The organism is Streptomyces sp. NPDC047081 (assembly GCF_040643775.1).
In the GTDB taxonomy this organism is placed as follows: domain Bacteria; phylum Actinomycetota; class Actinomycetes; order Streptomycetales; family Streptomycetaceae; genus Streptomyces.
In genome coordinates this window covers 87,081-106,053 of the sequence record NZ_JBEYUY010000033.1, presented here as the reverse complement: position 1 = coordinate 106,053, position 18,973 = coordinate 87,081, and the positions used below count along the sequence as shown (strand labels likewise).

At 71.9% G+C, this 18,973-nt stretch carries 18 protein-coding genes; 10 read left to right on the top strand and 8 right to left on the bottom strand.

The window, feature by feature from the left end:
* The 7 genes from ABZ848_RS41570 to ABZ848_RS41540 form a co-directional block, all read left to right on the top strand.
* Positions 1 to 399: alpha-glucosidase C-terminal domain-containing protein (locus ABZ848_RS41570; RefSeq protein WP_360840502.1), on the top strand; the 399-nt coding region annotated here is incomplete at its 5' end.
* A gap of 28 nt (positions 400 to 427) precedes the next feature.
* Positions 428 to 1,750: a maltokinase gene (locus tag ABZ848_RS41565; protein WP_360840500.1), complete on the top strand. Its 1,323-nt coding sequence runs from the start codon at positions 428 to 430 to the stop codon at positions 1,748 to 1,750.
* A 4-nt stretch (positions 1,751 to 1,754) separates the two neighbouring features.
* On the top strand, positions 1,755 to 3,959 hold the full coding sequence (glgB, locus tag ABZ848_RS41560; RefSeq protein ID WP_360840499.1) for a 1,4-alpha-glucan branching enzyme: 2,205 nt from the start codon (positions 1,755 to 1,757) through the stop codon (positions 3,957 to 3,959).
* 60 nt (positions 3,960 to 4,019) lie between these two features.
* Entirely contained in the window at positions 4,020 to 5,108 is a 1,089-nt protein-coding gene (locus ABZ848_RS41555; protein WP_360840497.1) for a glutamate--cysteine ligase, read from the top strand.
* Positions 5,109 to 5,248: 140 nt separating this feature from the next.
* The gene (locus tag ABZ848_RS41550; protein ID WP_360840495.1) at positions 5,249 to 7,156 is read left to right on the top strand and encodes an AMP-dependent synthetase/ligase; all 1,908 of its coding nucleotides are present in this window, start codon (positions 5,249 to 5,251) and stop codon (positions 7,154 to 7,156) included.
* Positions 7,157 to 7,314: 158 nt separating this feature from the next.
* On the top strand, positions 7,315 to 8,688 hold the full coding sequence (locus ABZ848_RS41545) for an NAD(P)/FAD-dependent oxidoreductase (RefSeq protein WP_360840493.1): 1,374 nt from the start codon (positions 7,315 to 7,317) through the stop codon (positions 8,686 to 8,688).
* A 128-nt stretch (positions 8,689 to 8,816) separates the two neighbouring features.
* Positions 8,817 to 11,012 carry an FUSC family protein gene (locus ABZ848_RS41540; protein ID WP_360840491.1) on the top strand — a complete coding sequence of 732 codons (2,196 nt, stop codon included), beginning with the start codon at positions 8,817 to 8,819 and terminating at the stop codon, positions 11,010 to 11,012.
* 5 nt (positions 11,013 to 11,017) lie between these two features.
* On the opposite strand, the gene ABZ848_RS41535 is transcribed toward ABZ848_RS41540, so the two are convergent.
* From ABZ848_RS41535 to ABZ848_RS41515, 5 genes are all read right to left on the bottom strand, one after another.
* Positions 11,018 to 11,449: a hypothetical protein gene (locus tag ABZ848_RS41535; RefSeq protein WP_360840490.1), complete on the bottom strand. Its 432-nt coding sequence runs from the start codon at positions 11,447 to 11,449 to the stop codon at positions 11,018 to 11,020.
* Between the two features lie 44 nt (positions 11,450 to 11,493).
* Entirely contained in the window at positions 11,494 to 12,360 is an 867-nt protein-coding gene (locus ABZ848_RS41530; RefSeq protein ID WP_360840489.1) for an ANTAR domain-containing protein, read from the bottom strand.
* Positions 12,357 to 12,587: a DUF5133 domain-containing protein gene (locus ABZ848_RS41525; protein ID WP_360840488.1), complete on the bottom strand. Its 231-nt coding sequence runs from the start codon at positions 12,585 to 12,587 to the stop codon at positions 12,357 to 12,359. The genes ABZ848_RS41530 and ABZ848_RS41525 overlap by 4 nt, the downstream gene beginning before the upstream one ends.
* Before the next feature lie 28 nt (positions 12,588 to 12,615).
* The gene (locus tag ABZ848_RS41520; protein ID WP_360840487.1) at positions 12,616 to 13,476 is read right to left on the bottom strand and encodes a SigB/SigF/SigG family RNA polymerase sigma factor; all 861 of its coding nucleotides are present in this window, start codon (positions 13,474 to 13,476) and stop codon (positions 12,616 to 12,618) included.
* A 191-nt stretch (positions 13,477 to 13,667) separates the two neighbouring features.
* On the bottom strand, positions 13,668 to 14,108 hold the full coding sequence (locus tag ABZ848_RS41515; protein WP_360840486.1) for an ATP-binding protein: 441 nt from the start codon (positions 14,106 to 14,108) through the stop codon (positions 13,668 to 13,670).
* Between the two features lie 133 nt (positions 14,109 to 14,241).
* Between ABZ848_RS41515 and ABZ848_RS41510 the strand changes: the two genes are divergently transcribed.
* Entirely contained in the window at positions 14,242 to 14,475 is a 234-nt protein-coding gene (locus ABZ848_RS41510) for a hypothetical protein (protein ID WP_360840484.1), read from the top strand.
* 266 nt (positions 14,476 to 14,741) lie between these two features.
* Positions 14,742 to 15,197, top strand: coding sequence for a cyclic nucleotide-binding domain-containing protein (locus ABZ848_RS41505; RefSeq protein ID WP_360840482.1), 456 nt, complete (start codon positions 14,742 to 14,744; stop codon positions 15,195 to 15,197).
* Between the two features lie 4 nt (positions 15,198 to 15,201).
* Here the strand turns inward: ABZ848_RS41505 and ABZ848_RS41500 are convergent, their stop codons facing one another.
* Complete coding sequence (locus ABZ848_RS41500; RefSeq protein WP_360840480.1) at positions 15,202 to 16,500, bottom strand: MFS transporter; 1,299 nt, start codon at positions 16,498 to 16,500, stop codon at positions 15,202 to 15,204.
* A gap of 120 nt (positions 16,501 to 16,620) precedes the next feature.
* Positions 16,621 to 17,238 (bottom strand): LysE/ArgO family amino acid transporter, encoded by a 618-nt coding sequence (locus ABZ848_RS41495; protein ID WP_360840478.1) that lies wholly within the window; start codon positions 17,236 to 17,238, stop codon positions 16,621 to 16,623.
* Positions 17,239 to 17,304: 66 nt separating this feature from the next.
* Between ABZ848_RS41495 and ABZ848_RS41490 the strand changes: the two genes are divergently transcribed.
* On the top strand, positions 17,305 to 18,216 hold the full coding sequence (locus ABZ848_RS41490) for a LysR family transcriptional regulator ArgP (RefSeq protein ID WP_360840476.1): 912 nt from the start codon (positions 17,305 to 17,307) through the stop codon (positions 18,214 to 18,216).
* A 9-nt stretch (positions 18,217 to 18,225) separates the two neighbouring features.
* Here ABZ848_RS41490 and ABZ848_RS41485 read toward each other — a convergent pair whose 3' ends face one another.
* Complete coding sequence (locus ABZ848_RS41485) at positions 18,226 to 18,963, bottom strand: SDR family oxidoreductase (protein ID WP_360840475.1); 738 nt, start codon at positions 18,961 to 18,963, stop codon at positions 18,226 to 18,228.
* Positions 18,964 to 18,973 lie beyond the last annotated feature (10 nt).

Sequence of the window (18,973 nt, the reverse complement as noted above, 5' to 3'; positions counted from 1 at the left end):
GACCCCGTATACGGGTACCAGGTCACCAACGTCGAGGCGTCGATGGCGTCGCCCTCCTCGCTGCTGCACTGGACCCGCCGCATGATCGAGATCCGCAAGCAGAACGCCGCTTTCGGACTCGGCTCCTACACGGAACTCCAGTCGTCCAACCCGGCGGTACTGGCCTTCCTGCGCGAGTACGGCGACGACCTGGTGCTGTGCGTCAACAACTTCTCGCGGTTCGCGCAGCCCACCGAGCTCGATCTGCGCGAGTACGACGGCCGGCATCCCGTCGAGCTGATCGGCGGGGTGCGCTTCCCGGCGATCGGTGAGCTGCCGTATCTGCTGACCCTCGCCGGTCACGGCTTCTACTGGTTCCGGCTCACCCGAGTCGCATCCCGCATCGGCCGACGACTCTGAGCCCGCGCCGAGGAAAGGACGCGTCACCATGACGAACACCGCGTTCGTCCGCCCCAGACCCGCGGTCGTCACCGACCCCATGGCCTCGCTCTCGGGGCTGCTGCGGGAGTGGCTGCCGAGGCAGCGCTGGTTCGCGGGCAAGGACCGGCCCGTCACCGAGCTCGGGCTGCTGTCGCTGACGGAGCTGTTCCCGGGCTGTCTGCATCTGCTGGTGCGCGCGGGCGACGACTGCTACCAGTTGCTGCTCGGTGTACGGCCGCATCTGTCGCCGCGGCACGGCCGGGCGCTGATCGGCAGGGCGGAGACGGGGCCGCTGGCCGGGATGACGGTGTTCGACGCCCTGCAGGAGCCCCGGTCGGCGCAGTTGCTGCTGGAGCGGCTGCGCAACCCGGGTGGCGCCGGTCCGCTGCGTTTCGAGGCCGATCCGTCCGTGCGCGTGCCCTCCGGGCTGGTGCCGCGGGTGCTGGAGGCCGAGCAGTCGAACTCCTCGCTGGTGTACGGCGACGAGTTCATCCTCAAGGTGTTCCGGCGCGTCCAGTCCGGCGTCAACCCCGACCTGGAGGTGCCGGGCGCACTGACCGGGCAGGGCTGCGCGCGGGTGCCCGCGCCGGTGGCGTGGTTCCGGACGACGTATCCGCAGGAGGCGACGCTGGGGGTGCTCCAGCCGTTTCTGCGGGACGCCTCCGACGGCTGGACGCTGGCCCTGCGGGCGCTGGCCGCGGGCGACGACTTCACCCTGCAAGCGCGGGAGTTGGGGCGGGCCACGGCTGAGGTGCATCTCGCGCTGGCCGCCTCCTTCCCCACCGGCGCGCACGAGGAGGGCGTGCGTACGGCGTCCGCGATGACCGAGCGCCTGGACGCCGCCGCCGAGACCGTGCCCGCCCTGCGCCCGTACGTCCCCGGGCTGCGTACCGCGTTCGGTGCGCTCGTCGCGTGCGATCCCGGCCCGCCCGCCCAGCGCATCCACGGCGATCTGCATCTGGGTCAGGTGCTGCGGGCCGGCCGGGACTGGTTCGTCATCGACTTCGAGGGCGAGCCGTCACGGCCCCTCGCCGAACGGCGCAGCACCCACTCCCCGGTGCGGGACATCGCGGGCATGCTGCGTTCCTTCGACTACGCGGCCCGGCAGCGACGCCCCTGGCGTCCGGAGTGGGCGCGGCGCTGCCGCGAGGCCTACTGCGCGGGCTATGCCGAGCGGGCCGGCTGGGACCCGCGGAAGAAGCACGGTCTGCTGCGTGCCTACGAGACGGACCGGGCAGTGTACGAGGTGTTGTACGAGGCCAGGCACCGTCCGGACTGGCTTCCGGTACCCATGGCGGCGATCGAGCGTCTCGCCGTGAGAGGAGGCTGAAGCGATGGCCCTGCGCGACACCTCGCTCCCCGAGCCGTCCGGCCCCGCGCTGTGCGCGGCCGCCCCGCCCCTGGAGGCCGGTGACCGGGAACGGCTGCTGGCCGGCCGGCACCACGATCCGCACGCGCTGCTGGGCGCCCACCCGGTCGCGGACGGCATCGCCTTCCGGGCGCTGCGGCCGTACGCCCGGGCGGTGAGCGTGGTCGTCGCCGGAGAGCGGCACAGGCTGGCCTCGGAGGGCGACGGGCTGTTCTCGGGCGTACTGCCCCTGGCGGCGATCCCCGAGTACACGCTGCTGGTGACGTACGCGGACGGTGAGCACGAGGCCGCCGACCCGTACCGTTTCCTGCCCGCCCTCGGTGAGCTGGACCTGCACCTCGTGCGTGAGGGCCGGCACGAGCAGCTGTGGAAGGCGCTCGGCGCGGAGCCGATGACCCACCAGGGCGTGACCGGAACCCGGTTCACGGTGTGGGCGCCGAACGCCCAAGGCGTGCGCGTCACCGGGGAGTTCACCTGCTGGGACGGGACGGCCCTGCCCATGCGCTCGCTGGGCGCCTCGGGGGTGTGGGAGCTGTTCGTGCCCGGTATCGGCGAGGGCGCGCGCTACAAGTTCGAGATCACCTCCCGGTACGGCGGCCGCTTCCTGAAGGCCGACCCGATGGCGCGCCGTACCGAGGTGCCGCCGGCGACGGCGTCGGTGGTGACGGCCGCGCACCACGAGTGGGGCGACGCGGAGTGGATGGCGCACCGCGGGGACACGCCCGTGCACGAGGCGCCGTTCTCCGTGTACGAGATCCATCTGCCGTCCTGGAAGCCAGGATTGACGTACCGTCAGCTCGCCGAGGAGCTCCCCGCGTACGTGCAGGACCTGGGCTTCACCCACGTCGAGCTGATGCCGGTGGCCGAGCATCCGTACGGACCGTCCTGGGGTTATCAGGTGACCTCGTACTACGCGCCGACCTCGCGGCTCGGCACTCCGGACGATCTGCGGTTCCTCGTCGACGCCCTGCACCGGGCCGGCATCGGCGTGATCATGGACTGGGTGCCCGCCCATTTCCCCAAGGACGACTGGGCGTTGGCTCGCTTCGACGGGGATCCGCTGTACGAGCCCGGGGACTCGCGACGTGCCGAGCATCCGGACTGGGGGACGTACGAGTTCGACTTCGGCCGGGTCGAGGTGCGCAACTTCCTGGTGGCGAACGCCGTCTACTGGTGCGAGGAGTTCCACATCGACGGGCTGCGGGTGGATGCGGTCGCGTCGATGCTCTACCTGGACTACTCGCGCGACTCGGGCCAGTGGACGCCGAATGTGCACGGCGGTCGTGAGGATCTGGACGCGGTGGCGTTCCTGCAGGAGATGAACGCGACCGTGTACCGGCGGGCGCCGGGTGTGGTGACGATCGCCGAGGAGTCGACCGCCTGGGACGGGGTGACCCGGCCCACCGACGGCGGCGGCCTGGGCTTCGGCCTGAAGTGGAACATGGGCTGGATGCACGACTCGCTCGGGTACATGGCGCACGAGCCGGTGCACCGCAAGTACCACCACAACGAGATGACCTTCTCGATGGTGTACGCCTACAGCGAGAACTACGTGCTGCCCATCTCGCACGACGAAGTCGTCCACGGGAAACGGGCGTTGGTCTCGAAGATGCCCGGCGACTGGTGGCAGCAGCGCGCCGACCACCGTGCGTATCTGGGCTTCATGTGGGCCCATCCGGGCAAGCAACTGCTGTTCATGGGCCAGGAGTTCGCCCAGGGCGCCGAGTGGTCCGAGACGCACGGGCCCGACTGGTGGCTGCTGGACGCCGGGTACAGCGCCGAAGCCGACCATCGCGGGGTGCGGGACCTGGTCCGCGACCTCAACACCGTGTACCGGGACACCCCGGCGCTGTGGCAGCGGGACATCGATCCGGCCGGGTTCCGGTGGGTCGCGGGCGACGCGGCCGAGGACAACGTCCTGGCCTTCCTGAGGTTCGCGGCCGACGGCAGCCCGCTGCTCGCCGTCTCCAACTTCTCCCCGGTCGTACGCGCCGACTACCGGCTCTGGGTCCCCGAGGACGTGCCCGCCTGGCGGGAGGTCCTCAACACCGATGCCGCGCGGTACGGCGGCGGCGACGTGACCAACCCGGACGACCTCAAGCCGGAGTCGGGAAGGATCTCGCTCACCCTGCCGCCGCTCGCGACGGTGTGGCTGACCCCGTTCCAGTGACGATCACCGGGGTACCCGGGCGTCGTATCGCAGGGCGACGTCGGAGAAGGGCGGCCTCAGGTGCGGACCGTCGGAGTGGAGGAGGAACTCCTCCTGGTGGACCCGGAGACCGGTGAGCCGGTGGCGCTGTCCGCCGCGGTGCTCGCGCGGGCGACGCACGACGGCGCCGAAAAGGGGGTGTTCGAGAAAGAGCTGTACGGGCAGATGCTGGAGTTCGCCACGCATCCCCAGGCCGAGATGGCGGACCTGGGCGCCGAGATCGTCCGCTGCCGCCGGGAGGCCGCCCGGCACGCCGGCGGGATCGGGTGCACGGTCGCCGCGCTCGCCAGCTCGCCGCTGCCCGTCAGCCCGTCCGTCGGCAAGGGCAGCCGCTACCAGTGGATGGCCGAGCAGTACGGGCTGCCCGCGCACGAACAGCTCGTGTGCGGCTGCCACGTCCATGTCGCCGTCGACTCCGACGAGGAGGGCGTCGCCGTCCTCGACCGCATCCGGCCCTGGCTGTCGGTCCTCGCGGCACTGAGCGCCAACTCCCCCTTCTGGCAGGGCAGGGACACCGCGTACGCCAGCTACCGCAGCCGGGTGTGGCCGCGCTGGCCGTCGGCCGGGCCGACCGAGGTGTTCGGGTCGGCCGAGCGCTATCACCGGCTGGTCGCCGACATGGTGGCGAGCGGGGTGATCCTCGACGAGGGGATGATCTACTTCGACGCCCGGCTGTCCCGCACCTATCCGACCGTGGAGATCCGGGTGGCCGACGTCTGTCTGCACGCCTCGACGGCCGTCCTCATCGCCGTACTGGCCCGTGGACTCGTGGAGACGGCGGCCCGGGACTGGCGGGCGGGCCGGGCACCGGCCGACCACAGCGTGAGCCTGCTGCGGCTGGCCGCCTGGCGGGCCGCCCGCTCCGGGCTCACCGAGGAACTGCTCCATCCCGCGACGATGCGCCGGCTGCCCGCCGAGACCGTGGTCGGCGGACTGCTGGAGCACGTCGGGGACGCGCTCGCCGACAGCGGCGACCTGGACCACGCCCGCTCCGGATGCGCACGGCTGCTGGACGGCGGCACCGGCGCCCAGGTCCAGCGCGGTCTGCTGGAGCGGACCGGGAGTCTGCGCGAGGTCGTCACGGGCTGCGCGCGCCAGACGCAGGAGTGATCCGGCGCCCCCGAGATCATCACAGGTCCGTCACTTCGCACGTTCCGGTCACCATTCGCTCTCACCTGGGCTAGATTCGAGCACCGTCGACAACGGAACTCGTCGGCGCGGTCACCCTCCGTACAGCTCAGGAGCAGCGCATGCGCGACTTCGCCATCGCTCCCCCGACCATTTCACCTCTCACCGGCGGGCTGGCCGACAGCCTCTTCGACATGGCGGCCCTCGACCCCACGCTGCCGCTCCTCGCGCGCCGCACCGACCCCGCCTCCGGCACGTGGGAGGAGGTGACCGCGGTCGAAGTGCGGGACGAGGTGGTGGACTTGGCCAAGGGGCTGATCGCCTCCGGGATCTCGCCCGGCCACCGCGTCGCGATCATGGCGCGCACCCGGTACGAGTGGACGGTGCTCAGTCACGCGCTGTGGGCGGTCGGCGCCGAGGTCGTGCCGATCTACCCGACCGCCTCCCGGGACCAGGTGGAATGGGTCCTGAGGGACGCCGCCTGCGTGGCCGTGGTGGTGGAGGACGAGCAGGCGGTGATGACGGTCGGCTCCGTGTGCGGCAACCTGCCCCGGCTGCGGCACGTCTGGCAGCTGGACGCGGGCGCCATGGACGACCTCGTGCAGCGCGGCACGTTCATCCCGCTGGCCACCGTCGACTCGCTGCGCCGTATCGTGCTGCCGGACTCGACGGCCGCCATCAGCTACACCTCGGGCACCACGGGCCGGGCGCTGGGCTGCGCGCTCAGCCACCGCAACCTCGCGAGCGCCTGCGACGTACTGCTGCACGGCTGGGGCCACACCGTGATCCCGCCGGGAGAGCGGCAGGCGACCGTACTCGCCTTCCTGCCCTTCTCCCATGTCTACGGCCTTCTGGTGCAGACGCTGTGCGTCCGCGGCGGCATGCAGATGGCGCACGAGCCCGACATGAGCGAGGAGGCGCTGTCGGCGTCCCTGCGGTCCTTCCGCCCCACCTATCTGTGCGCGGTTCCCTCGCTCCTGGAGAAGATCTACAAGAACTTCCTGCGCACCGCCCAGGAGTCGGGCCGCGGGGCGCTGTTCGAGCGGGCCGCGGACACGGCACGGGACTTCGCGGCGGCGCTGGAGCGGCAGCGGCTGGGCGGCGGTTCGGGCCCCGGTTTCGATCTGCGGCTGCAACACGCCCTGTTCGAGCGGACGGTGTACCGCAAGCTGCGCGCCGCGCTCGGCGGCAGGGTGGTCCGCGCGACGTCCGGCGGCTCGTCCCTCAGCCGCGAACTCTCCCTGTTCTACGAGGGCATCGGGATCTACGTCAACGACGGATACGGCCTCACCGAGGCGGCCGGTGGTGTCACCGCGCAGCCGCTCGGCCGGGAGATGTCGGGCACCGTCGGGCAGGCGCTGCCGGGCAACGAGATCATCGTGGCCGACGACGGCGAGATCCTGGTCCGCGGGCCGTCGGTGTTCCACGGCTACATCAACGCCGAGGCGGCGACGCGGTCCGTCCTGCGCGGCGGCTGGCTGGCCACGGGGGATCTGGGACGGCTGGACTCCGAGGGCTATCTGACGATCACCGGCCGCAAGAAGGACATCATCGTCACCAGCAGCGGCAAGAACGTCGCGCCCGCCGCCCTGGAGCAGCGGCTCAGGATGCATCCCCTGATCCACCAGGCGGTCGTCGTCGGCGACAACCGCCCCTGCGTGGGGGCGCTGATCACCCTGGACCCCAAGTTCGTCGCGTACTGGCGCGGTTCGCTGTCCCTGCAGAGCGACACGCCGAGCCACGCGGCCCGTGAGGAGAACGCGCTGCGGGAGGAGATCGGGCGGGCCGTGGCCGCGGCCAACAGCGCGGTGTCGCGCTCGGAGTCGATCCGGGTGTTCCGGGTGCTGCCGGACCAGTTCGACACGGCCAACGGGCTCATGACGCCGTCCATGAAGCTGCGCCGGGACGCGATCGTGAAGCACTACGCCTTCGAGATCGACGCGATGTACCAGGCCCGCACCCGGCACCCGCGGCAGAGCGCGATGGACGAGCTCTCGAGCTGGGACGAGGCGGACAACGTCTTTCGCTGATCGCCGACGACCGGCAAGGTTGTCCTCGACGCGTTCGTCTGCCTGCCCCGTCCAGCTGGCGGAACGGCTCAAGGCAGGGTGGGATCGATGTGGTGCGTGCAGCGATCCAGGGCATGCGAAAGGCGTTGGATGCAGACCGCCTGGAGCCGCAGAAAGGGATGAACGACGTGACACGACCCAGGATCCTGGTGGTTGGCGCGGGCTTCGCCGGTGTGGAGTGCGTGCGCCGGCTGGAGCGGAAACTCGCGCCCGACGAAGCGGACGTCACCCTGGTGACGCCGTTCGCCTATCAGCTCTATCTGCCGCTGCTGCCCCAGGTCGCCTCCGGCGTGCTGACGCCGCAGTCGATCGCCGTGTCCCTGCGGCGCAGCAAGAAGTACCGCACGCGGATCATCCCGGGCGGCGCGATCGGCGTCGACCTGAAGTCCAAGGTCTGCGTCATCCGCACCATCACCGACAAGACCGTCAACGAGCCGTACGACTACATCGTGCTCGCCCCCGGCAGCGTCACCCGCACCTTCGACATCCCGGGGCTGACCGAGCACGCCTTCGGCATGAAGACCCTCGCCGAGGCCGCCTACATCCGCGACCACGTCATCTCGCAGCTCGACCTTGCCGACGCGAGCGACGACCCGGCCGAGCGCGCCTCCCGGCTGCAGTTCGTGGTCGTCGGCGGCGGCTACGCCGGCACCGAGACCGCCGCCTGTCTGCAGAAGCTCACCCACGCGGCCGTCAAGCGCTACCCGCGCATCGACCCGGCGCTGATCAAGTGGCATCTGATCGACATCGCGCCGAAGCTGATGCCCGAGATGGGCGACAAGCTCGGCCGCAGCGCGATGGAGATCCTGGCCCGGCGCGGCATCGACGTGTCGCTGGGCGTGTCCATCGCGAAGGCGGGCCCCGAGGAGGTCACCTTCACCGACGGCCGGGTGGTGCCCACCCGCACCCTGATCTGGACCGCCGGGGTGGTCGCGAGCCCGCTGATCGCCACACTCGGCGCGGAGACGGTCCGCGGCCGGCTCGCGGTGAACGCCGAGATGACCCTGCCCGGCCAGGACGGCGTCTTCGCGCTCGGTGACTCCGCCGCGGTGCCCGACAAGGCCAAGGACGACGAGAACGCCATCTGCCCGCCCACCGCGCAGCACGCGATGCGGCAGGGCAAGCACGTCGCCGACAACGTGATCGCGACCCTGCGCGGCAAGCCGCTCACGCCGTACGAGCACAAGGACCTCGGCCTGGTCGTCGACCTCGGCGGGACGGACGCAGTGTCCAAGCCGCTCGGCATCGAACTGCGGGGCATTCCCGCCCAGTTCGCGGCCCGCGGCTACCACTGGGCGGCGCTGCGCACGAACGTGGCCAAGGTCCGGGTCGCGACGAACTGGACGCTCAACGCCCTGGCCGGCGACGACTTCGTGCGCACCGGCTTCCAGGCCCGCAAAGCGGCCCGGCTCAAGGACTTCGAGTTCACCGACGCCTACCTGACGCCCGAACAGGTACAGGCGCACGTCGAGGGCGCCGACCGGAAGGAATGAGACGGGTGCGGGCCGCCCGCCCGCGTCGTGTCATGCTGAGATACGGATCATGACGTGACAACGGGAGCGAGTACGGCGGCGTGAGGACAGCGGGTGGGTCGGTCCGGGCGCGGCTGCGGGATCGTGTCATGGCCTCCGACCCCGGGCTGCTGCGCCTGGCCGCGGGCCTGCGCACGGTGGCCGCCATCACCCTCACGCTGGCCGTGCTCGCCCTGCTGCGGGCGGACGTCTCCCATCTGGTGGCCGGGGCCATCACGGCGATGGTGGCCACCTTCGCCATCCGGGAGAAGCAGCGCGGCGCCCAGGCCATCACTCTCGCGCTCGGCCTCCCGGTGGCGCTGGCCTCGGTGTCGCTGGGCGCGGTGCTGCACTCCCGTGTCGTGGCCGGCGACCTGTTCTTCGTCGCGCTCATCTTCTGCGCCGTCTACGTCCGGCGGTTCGGGGACCGGGGCACCGCGCTCGGGCTGATCGGCTTCCAGATCTACTTCGTCTCCCTGTTCGTCGGCGCCACCGTGTCGGCCCTGCCGGGGCTGTGCGGGGTCGTCGCGGTGGCCTTCGCGTCCAGTGCCCTGGCCCGCTTCGTGCTGGTGCCGGAGACGCCCGCGGGGATCCTGGAGCGGCTGCGGGACGCCTTCCGGGCGCGGCTGGCCCAGCTGGTGTCCGCGCAGCTCGAACTCCTCGACGCGGGCGCGGACGACAGCGAGAAGGCGCTGGCGGCCCTGCGCGAGGGCACCGCCCGGCTGCACGAGACGGCGATGATGATCCAGGGCCGCCTGGAGGACGGCACCACCGACGCGGCCGTGGCCCGGCTGGTGCAGCGGCGTGTGGCGGACGCCGAGATCACCGCCGAGCGCCTCGGGCTGCTGCTGCTCACCGCGCGCAGCGCCGAGCGCGCCGACACCCTGACCCTGCATCTGCCGGGCGCGCCCGTGCCGGAGGGAGGCCGGCTGCCCGACGGTGACGAGGCGACGGCCGCGTTGCGCCGGGACCTGGAGGCGCTACGACTGCTCGTGCTGCGGCCCGTGTCCGGGAGCGCGGGCACCGGGCTGGCCCAGGTGCGCAACCGGCTGCTGGGCTACCGGGACGAGGAGAGCCTGCCCAAGGCCTCCCCCGCCGTCCAGGACGTCTTCCGTGGCATCGGCGAGTCCGCCCGCTCGGTCCTCGGCCTGCGCATCGCGCTGGACGGCCCGCAGGACGAGTCGGACGACACCCCGTCCACGGCGCGCTCGCGGGAGGAGCTGGACGCCGAGGACGCCGCGATCGACGCCGGCGAGGAGGCCGCGGAGGAGGCGCCGACCGGGCTGGACCGGCCCACCACGCGGGCGGCCCTGCAGGTCGCGGTGGGGTCGTCGCTGGCCATCGTCGGCGGCGAGTTCCTGTCCAGCCAGCGCTGGTACTGGGCGGTGCTGACCTGCTGGATCGTGTTCATCAACACCGCGTCGACGGGCGAGATCCTGGTCAAGGGCTACCGACGGCTGCTCGGCACCGTCCTCGGCGTCGTCGCCGGTCTGCTGCTCGCGGGCCTGGTCGGCCATCACACCTGGCCGGCGTTCGCGCTGGTGCTGCTGTGCGTGTTCGCGATGTTCTACACCGCGCCGCTGTCGTACACGCTGATGTCGTTCTTCGTGACGGCCGCGCTGGGTGTGCTGTACACGCTGCTGCACACCTACAGCCTGTCCGTGCTGGTGCTGCGGGTGGAGGAGACGGCGCTGGGCGCGGCTTGCGGGATCATCGCGGCGGCCTTCGTGCTGCCGGTGCACACGGACCGTCGTACCAACGATCTCCTGGTGACCGTCCTCGACCGGCTCGGCGACGTCACCGAGGCCGCCGTCGACCAGCTCAGCGGCGGGCCGCCGGTCGAACTGCTCGACGCCTCGCGCGAGTTGGACCAGGCGCTGGCCGACCTGCGGGCCGCCACCCAGCCGCTGACCCACCCGATCACCCCGCTGCGGGGCCGGCGCAACACCGCCCGCTATGTCGTGGCGCTCCTGGAGACGTGCGCCTATCACGCGCGCTCGCTGGCCGCGATGGCCGAACTGCTGCCCACGCATCCGTCGATCGCGGCGGATCCGCGGCTGCGGCGGGCCGGGCGGCGCATCCTGCACAACATCGGGGCGATCGCGGCACGCGTCGCGGACGGGCGGGCGGCCGTCGAGGTCGAGGCGGGCGCGAGCCTCGCCGCGCTCCTGGAGGTCGACGTCCCCGGCACCTCCCGCTACGGCCGCATCACCGACCGGGTGCTGCGGCATCTGCAGCGCCTCGACGAGGCGGTGGTCGGCCTGGCCCGGCCGCTGAAGGTGCCCGTGCGTGCGCCGAAGCGCTGAGGACCTCAGAAGTCGGTGGGGAGGTCGCTGACCTCGGCGATACCGCGCAGCTCCTCGTTCTGCCGGTGCCGTTCGCGGATGTAGTCGGCGATCTCGCCCAGCCGTTCCGGGTCGGCGGCGGTGTCCGCGTCGGTGATCACCCTGACCGGGCCCGTGTCCTCCACCTGGATCTCGATGACCTCGTTGTCCAGCCGTCCGGTGACCGCGGCGGCGATGACCAGGGCGGCCTCGTCGCGCAGCTCCTGCAACAGCTCGTCCGCCTCCCCGCTGTCGAGCGCGAAGTCGAGCGAGGACAGGCGTTGCTCCTCCAGCGCGCGCAGGACCGGCTCGACGACGTCGAGGAGCTGCCGGTACTCCTCCGTGTCCATCCGGTTGCGCAGGAGGCCGAGGTAGAGGTCGACGGGCCGGTGCTCGGGTGGAAACTCGGATTCGTTCATCAGGTCCGTGTTCCCCGCCTCGCGCTCCTCAGACCCCGCCCCGGTCACGCCCTGCGCATCCGGGTGCCACGCCGGGCACTGCCGAGAGCGTGCAGGTACTCCAGGGCGTTCAGGACCACCGTGCGGTCGTGCCAGGCGAGCCACCGGCCCGCCTCGGCGCCCACCACGTCCAGCACCTTGAGCTGGGCCCGGGTCAGTCCGCGCAGGGTGTGTTCGGCGTGGGCGGAGACCATGCCGACGCACAGGCCGGACGCGGTGGTCAGCGGCACGCTGTGACAGGCCCGGCTGCCCGCCTCGAGGATGGCCGCGCGGGCCGGTTCGGTGAACACCGGATCGGTCTCCACGTCCCGCACGGTGACCTGGGCGACGTCGCGGGCGGCCTGCGCGCAGGCGGTGCCCTCCCCGCTGACGTGCTCGAAGAAGTCGACGAAGTCCTCGGTCAGACCGGTGTGCTTCTCCAGCGTCAGACCGCCTCTGACCCGGTCGGCCAGCTGGACGTTGCCCATGCCGGTGCCGACCACGGCCAGGGTCTGGCTCAGTACGGCGCTCAGCACGGCCCCGCGGTTGCGGGGCTCCCGGCCGTGGCCGGGCACGAAGGACAACGGGGGTTCGGGGTGGCGGACGCGCCGCGGGAACCACAGCCGCTCGCCGTGGTCCGGGCGCGGGACGGTGATCACCGCGTCGGCGAGCATGCGCAGCTTGACGTTGAACCGCTGGGACGCCTGTTGCATGAGCGCGAACGCGCTGTCTCCGTCGGACAGTTCGTACCGCTCCTGCAGGATGCCCTGCGCCCGCGCGATCAGCGGGCGGGTGCGGACCCGGGCGCGCAGGTCGCGCACCTCGGCCCGCAGCCGCTCCACTTCGTCGTGCCCCGGGTTCTCGTCGGCCGCTCCGGTTCCACCTGCCGTCATGCGCTCGGTACTCCTTCACCGCGGTCGGCGGAGGTGGCGGCGAGCAGACGGTGGGCCGCCTCCAGGGCCCGTCTCACGTCACGGGTGCCGGTCGACACGCACAGGGTGTAGGCCAGGTCCTGCGCCCGCGGGGTCGCCCAGCCCCGGCCGGTCTCGGCCTCCTCGGCGCGCAGGGACTCGTACTCCTCGACGAGTTTGCGCAGGACGGCGGGATGGGGAATCAGCATGGTTCTCGCTCCTCGTCGGCTTCGGGTCTCAGGCCGCGGCCGGCCGCTGGCGGGTGTCGCACCGGCCGCGCTGGCCGAGCGCCTCGGCGCGCACCTGGGCGCAGCTGCGGCTGATGAGACGGGAGACGTGCATCTGGGAGATGCCGAGCCGGTCGGCGATCCGGCTCTGCGTCATGTCCTCGAAGAAACGCATGTAGAGAATGGCGCGCTCCCGCTCGGGCAGGCGGCGCAGGCACTCCTTGGCGGACTCGCGGTCGATCACGACGTCGTACGAGGTGTCGGGCTCGCCCAGGGTGTCCGAGAGGCTGTATCCGTCCTCGTCGCCGGAGAGCTCGGCGTCCAGCGACAGCGTGCTGAAGCTCTCCAGGGCCTCGAGGCCGCAGGTCACCTCGTCCTCGGTGAGGCCGCTGTGGGCGGCGAGGTCGGCGACGGTTGGTTCGGGGCTGCCGGGGGTCTGGGTGAGCTCACGGCGGGCCACCCGGACCTTGTTGCGCAGCTCTTGGACCCGGCGGGGCACCCGCAGCGCCCACATCCGGTCCCGGAAGTGCCGCTTGACCTCGCCGGTGACGGTGGGCACGGCGTAGCTCTCGAAGGCGCCCCGCTCCGGGTCGAAGCGGTCGACCGCCTTGACGAGGCCGAGGGCCGCGACCTGGCGCAGGTCCTCGACGGACTCGCCGCGGTCGCGGAAGCGGCCGGCGATCCGGTGGGCCATGGGCAGCCAGGCGGTGACGAGTTCCTCGCGGATGACGTCCCGCTCGGGGCCGTCCGGAAGGTGCGCGAGACGGGCGAAGAGGTCCGCCGTGTCGGGGGCGTCGTCGTGGCGGCGCTTGCGCTGGGCGGTGGGCCGGTTACGTGTGCCGGGACGGCTGGTCGACATGTCGATGAGCATGCGGAATCGCTCCTGATGTGGGTTTCAGGGACTCACCGCGGGATGGCAGCCGCCCGGACCGGTAGAAAGGGGCCCAGGGCGGTCATACCGCTCCCGCTGGGGGCGCCTCCGGTCCGAAGCACGAATCTCCATCTGCCCTGGCCTCGCCGGAACAAACGGCGATCCAGGAAAATAATTTCACGAAGAGAAGTTCAGGACAGGGCCACCTCGGCGGTGATGCACTTTCCGCCGCTGGGCAGCTCGGAAACCCGCACGTCACGGGCGAGACGGCAGACGATGGGCCAGCCGCGGCCGCCGGTGCGGTGCCGGTCGCGGGCCTCCGGCTGCGCGCCCGTCACCGGCATCTCGTCGCTGCGGTCGCTGACCGAGACCCGCAGGCACGGTCCGGTGACGTCGACGCGGAAGTCGGTGACGCCGCCGCCGTGCAGGATCGCGTTGGTGGTGAGTTCCGAGACGACGAGCAGTGCGTCGCCCAGGGCTGCCGGGTCGCACGGCGTGCGGGCGGCGCGGCAGCGTTCGGCCACCACCCGCTCCACGGCCCTGCGCGCCTCGGCGGGCCTGCACAGCCGCGTCGTCCCGTAGCCCCGGGAACCCGGCTCGACGGTCGTTTCGGTCCTGTGCTCGTTGCACATCGCCTGGCTCCCTGTAGGCAGCGTGAGAACTGGGGCCCCTCTTCTACGGCTCACCTGGGCAGGCCCGGACAAACCTCCCGACGAGCGGCCGGAGACCAGTCATCTTGCGGCGCATTGCGGGTACCCGGACCTCATGACGGATGTCGTGGACTCAGACGAGCTGCTGCGTCGCCTCCAGCGTGCCCGGGCCTGCGCACAGCAGGAGCAGCTGACCTGGCAGTCGCGGAGCGACGAGTTCGGGGCCGGCTCCCCCGACCCGGCGCAGGCCGCCGCTGTACGAACGCTGGCCTACGAGGTCGTGGTCAGGGTGCTGGACGAGGTGCTGACCCCGGGCAGGCGGACGGCGCGTACGGGCACCACCGAGTGAAACCGGTCACGTGACCCGCTTCGGGCTACGCGAATCCCCCTTTGATGGTTTACCGTTCATGCATACGTGGTGACGGAGTGGACCATATCGGTCCTCCGACACCACCGCTTACGGCCCTGGCTGGCCTCCCCCGTCCAGCCAGGGCTTTTTCACGTCCTGGGGATTCTTCGCAGAACTGCCGTCCGCCGAGGTGCTCACGGCGCCCGCAGCGGATGAAATGGGCGTAGGGAAACACCGGAACCCCGGCCGGCGAGGAGCCCCGCGTCATGACCAAAGCGATCAAGCTGCTGACCGCCCTGCCCCCACCCCAGCGCCAGAGCCTGATGGCGCTCGCGCGGGAGGTCTCCTTCCCGGAGGACACCCGGATCTTCGAGGCGGGCGGCAAGGCCGACCGCTTCTGGGTCGTCCGCTCGGGGGCGGTCTCCCTCGACCAACGGGTCAACTCGCTCCAGCGGGTGACCGTGGCGACCCTCGGCGCGGGCGATCTGCTCGGCTGGTCCTGGCTGTTCCCGCCGCACGAGTGGGACTTCGGAGCGGAGGCCTTCAGCCCCGTGCGCGCCTACGAGTTCGAGGCGGCGCAGGTGCTGCGGCTGTGCGAGGAGGACCCGCAGCTGGGGGTGGTGCTGGTGCGCAGCGTCGCCGAAATCCTCGCGCACCGGCTGGAGACGACGCGGGGCAAGCTCATGGAGCAGTACGCGACGCACCGGCGCGGCGCCCTGTAGCGGATCAGACGCGGTAGCGGCGCAGGGCGGGCATCGCGAGGGCGAGGCCCAGCATCACGGTGACGACCAGGAGTCCGCCGCCGGCGACGGCCGCGCGGGGGCCGAAGGCGGAACCCGCGGTGCCGTGCAGGACGTCGGCCAGGCGCGGGCCGCCGGCGACGACGACCGTGAAGACGCCCTGCATCCGCCCGCGCATCTCGTCGGTGGCGGCGGACAGCAGGATCGCGCCGCGGAAGACCATCGAGACCATGTCGGCGACCCCGGCCAGGGCCAGGAAGGCGGCCGCGATCCACAGGTTGCCGCTCAGCCCGAACCCCGTGATCGCCAGCCCCCAGGCGACGACCGCGCCGATCACCATCGGACCGTGCCGCCGGGCCCGGGAGAAGGTGCCGGAGAACAGTCCGCCGAGGACGGCGCCGATGGGGATCGCCGCGAACAGCAGGCCGAGCGCGAGCCCTTCGCCGTAGGAGCCGTACGTCTCGGCGGCGAGCTGCGGGAACAGGGCGCGGGGCATGCCGAAGACCATCGCGATGATGTCGGCGAGGAAGGAGAGCAGCAGCACCTTGTGCATGGAGATGTAGCGGAAGCCCTCCGCGATCTCCCGCACGCCCGCCCGCCGGGTCGCCGCGCCCGCGAGCGGCGGCAGCGAGGGCAGCTTGTAGACCGCCCACACGGTGACGCACAGCGCGAGCGCGTCGATCAGGTACAGCTCGGGCAGTCCGATGACGGGGATCAGCGCACCGGCGAGCAGCGGGCCGACGACCTGGCCGGTCTGCATGACGGTCGAGCCGAGGGCGTTGGCGGCGGGCAGCTGCCCCTCGGGGACCAGCCGCGCGATGGAGGCGTTACGGGCCGGGGCGTTGAGCCCCCAGAACGCCTGCTGCACGGCGAGCAGCACCATCAGCGCGGCCACCGACTCCAGCCCGGTGACGGCCTGCAGCCAGAACAGCAGCGAGGTGACGGCGATCCCGCTGTTGGTGATCAGCAGCAGCTTGCGCCGGTCCATGCTGTCGGCGACCGCGCCGCCCCACAGCGCGAACACGATCAGCGGCAGCAGACCCGCGAGACTGGCGGCGCCGACCCAGGCCGAGGAGCCGGTGATGTCGTAGATCTGCTTCGGTACGGCGACCGCGGTGAGCTGGCTGCCGACCGCCGTGACGATCGTCGAGGACCACAGCCGGCGGTAGGCCGGGATCCGCAGCGGACGGGTGTCCATGGCCCAGCGGCGCCAGCCCCGGCGCGGGGCTTCCTCCGCGGCGGGGGCCGGTGACTGGGGTTCGGTGCTGCTCTCGCTGGTGTCCACGCGCGTCCTGGTTGCTCGATACATCTTTCGGGTCCGGAGTTCACTATCCCAGCAGCGGCCGAGAGTTCGGGACGCGCATTCTCAGCTTGTGGACTCCAGCCGCTCACCTTCATCAGGATTTCACGCCCTTACGACGAGCAGCGCGCCGAGCACGATCATCGTCGCCGCCACCAGTCCGTCCAGCACCCGCCAGGCGCTCGGCCTGGCCAGGAAGCGGCCGAGCCCCCGGGCGCCGAAGCCCAGGGCGGCGAACCAGCACAGGCTGGCGAGTGCCGCGCCGAGGCCGAAGGTCCAGCGCAGCGGGCCGCGGTGGGCGGCGATCGAGCCGAGCAGGAATACGGTGTCGAGGTAGACGTGCGGGTTGAGCCAGGTCAGCGCCAGACAGGTCAGCACCGCCCGCCTGCGCGATCCGGCCGCCTCGCCCTCGGCGCGCAGGGCCGCGTCGCCCGGCCGGAACACCCGGCGGGCGGCCAGGGCGCCGTAGCCGAGCAGGAAGGCGCCGCCGATCCAGCCGACCGCGGTGAGCGCCTGCGGGTACGCCACCACCACCGCGCCCACCCCGCCGACGCCGAGCGCGATCAGGACGGCGTCGGACAGGGCGCAGATGCCGACGACGGCGAGGACCGCGTCGCGGCGGATCCCCTGGCGCAGGACGAAGGCGTTCTGGGCGCCGATGGCGACGATCAGCGAGAGGCCGGTGCCGAATCCGGCGGCCGCGGCGGTCAGGGCGTTGGTCATGCCTTTGACGCTAGGGAAGCGACATCCTGACGTACAGCTAAAGATTCTTATGTATCCTTAGCGCTCGTGAAGTCAGAGCTGACCGAGCTTCCCCTCGACCAGGTGCGGACGCTGCTCGCGGTGGTCGACGAGGGCACCTTCGACGCGGCGGCCGCGGCGCTGCATGTGACGCCGTCGGCGGTGAGCCAGCGGGTGAAGGCGCTGGAGCAGCGCACGGGCCGGGTGCTGCTGATCCGGACGAAACCGGTGCGGCCCACCGAGTCGGGCCAGGTCGTGGTGCGGTTCGCCCGGCAGCTGGCCCGCCTGGAGCGCGACGCGCGGGCCGAACTCGGCATGAGCGGCGCCGGGGAGCCGACCCGGGTGTCGATCGCGGTGAACGCCGACTCCCTGGCCACCTGGCTCCTCCCGGCGCTCACCCGCGTCCGGTACGAGCCGCGGCTCTGCTTCGAGCTGCGCCGCGAGGACGAGACCCGTACGGCGTCGCTGCTCCGGGAGGGCCTGGTGATGGCGGCCGTGACCTCGTCGCCCGAGCCGGTCACGGGCTGTTCGGTGCGGGCGCTGGGAAGGATGCGGTACGTGCTGGTGGCCAACCCGGACTTCGCGCGCGAGCACCTCACCGGACCGCTGCGGGACTCCCTCGCCACCGCGCCGACGGTGGCCTTCGACCGCAGCGACGACCTCCAGGACGCCTTCGTCCGCCGCCTGCGGCACGACCGGCGCGGGGCGAGCGCGGAACGCCACTACATGCCGACCTCGGAGGGCTTCGCCGAGTCCGTGGCCGCGGGACTCGGCTGGGGCCTGGTCCCCGAAGTCCAGGCCGAACCCCTTCTCCGGGCCGGCCGCCTCGTCCACCTGGCGCCCGAGCGGTCGGTCGACGTACCCCTGTACTGGCAGCAGTGGAAGCTGGACTCGCCCGCGCTGGCTGCGGTGTCGGAGGCGGTCGTGGCGGCGGCCGCGGAGGCGCTGCGCGGGGCGTGAGCCCCCGAGTCACCAGGGAATCGGGCCGTCGTCCTCGAAGAACGAGCCGGTCGGGCCGCCGTCGGGCAGTGTGGCGAGCCGGATCGCCGTGGCCGCGCCCTGCTGGGGTGTCCGGGATCCGTAGAAGCCGTTGAAGTCGGTCGCGACCAGGCCCGGGCAGGCGGCGTTGATCAGGATGTCCGTACCGGCGAACTGCCGGGCGTACTGCACGGTGACGGCGTTGAGGAACGACTTCGAGGGCGCGTAGGCCGCCATGACGGGGCCGATCTCGGTGTCCGGGTCGGCCTGCCGGGTCAGGGAGCCGACGGAGCTGGAGACGTTGACGATGCGGGGCGACGGCGAGCGGCGCAGCAGCGGCAGCATCGCGTTGGTCACCCGGATGACACCGAGGACGTTGGTCTCCACGACCGTGCGGACCAGGGCGAGGTCGAGCGTGGTCGGATCCTGCACCCATCCCGGCCCCGTCTCTCCGGAGATGCCGGCGTTGTTCACCAGGACGTCCAAGTGCCCTTCCTGTCGTTCGATCAGTTCCGCCGCGGCGGTCACGCTCTGATCACCGGTCACGTCCAGGGACACGCCGAACGCGTCCACCCCGCCCGCGCGCAGCTTCTCGACGGCGGACTCGCACCGGGCCTCGTCGCGGGCTCCCACACCCACGCGGTAGCCGAGGGCGCCGAGCCCCGACGCGATCTCGTACCCGATCCCCTTGTTCGCGCCGGTCACCAGCGCGATCTTCGTTTCGCTCATGTCGCCGATG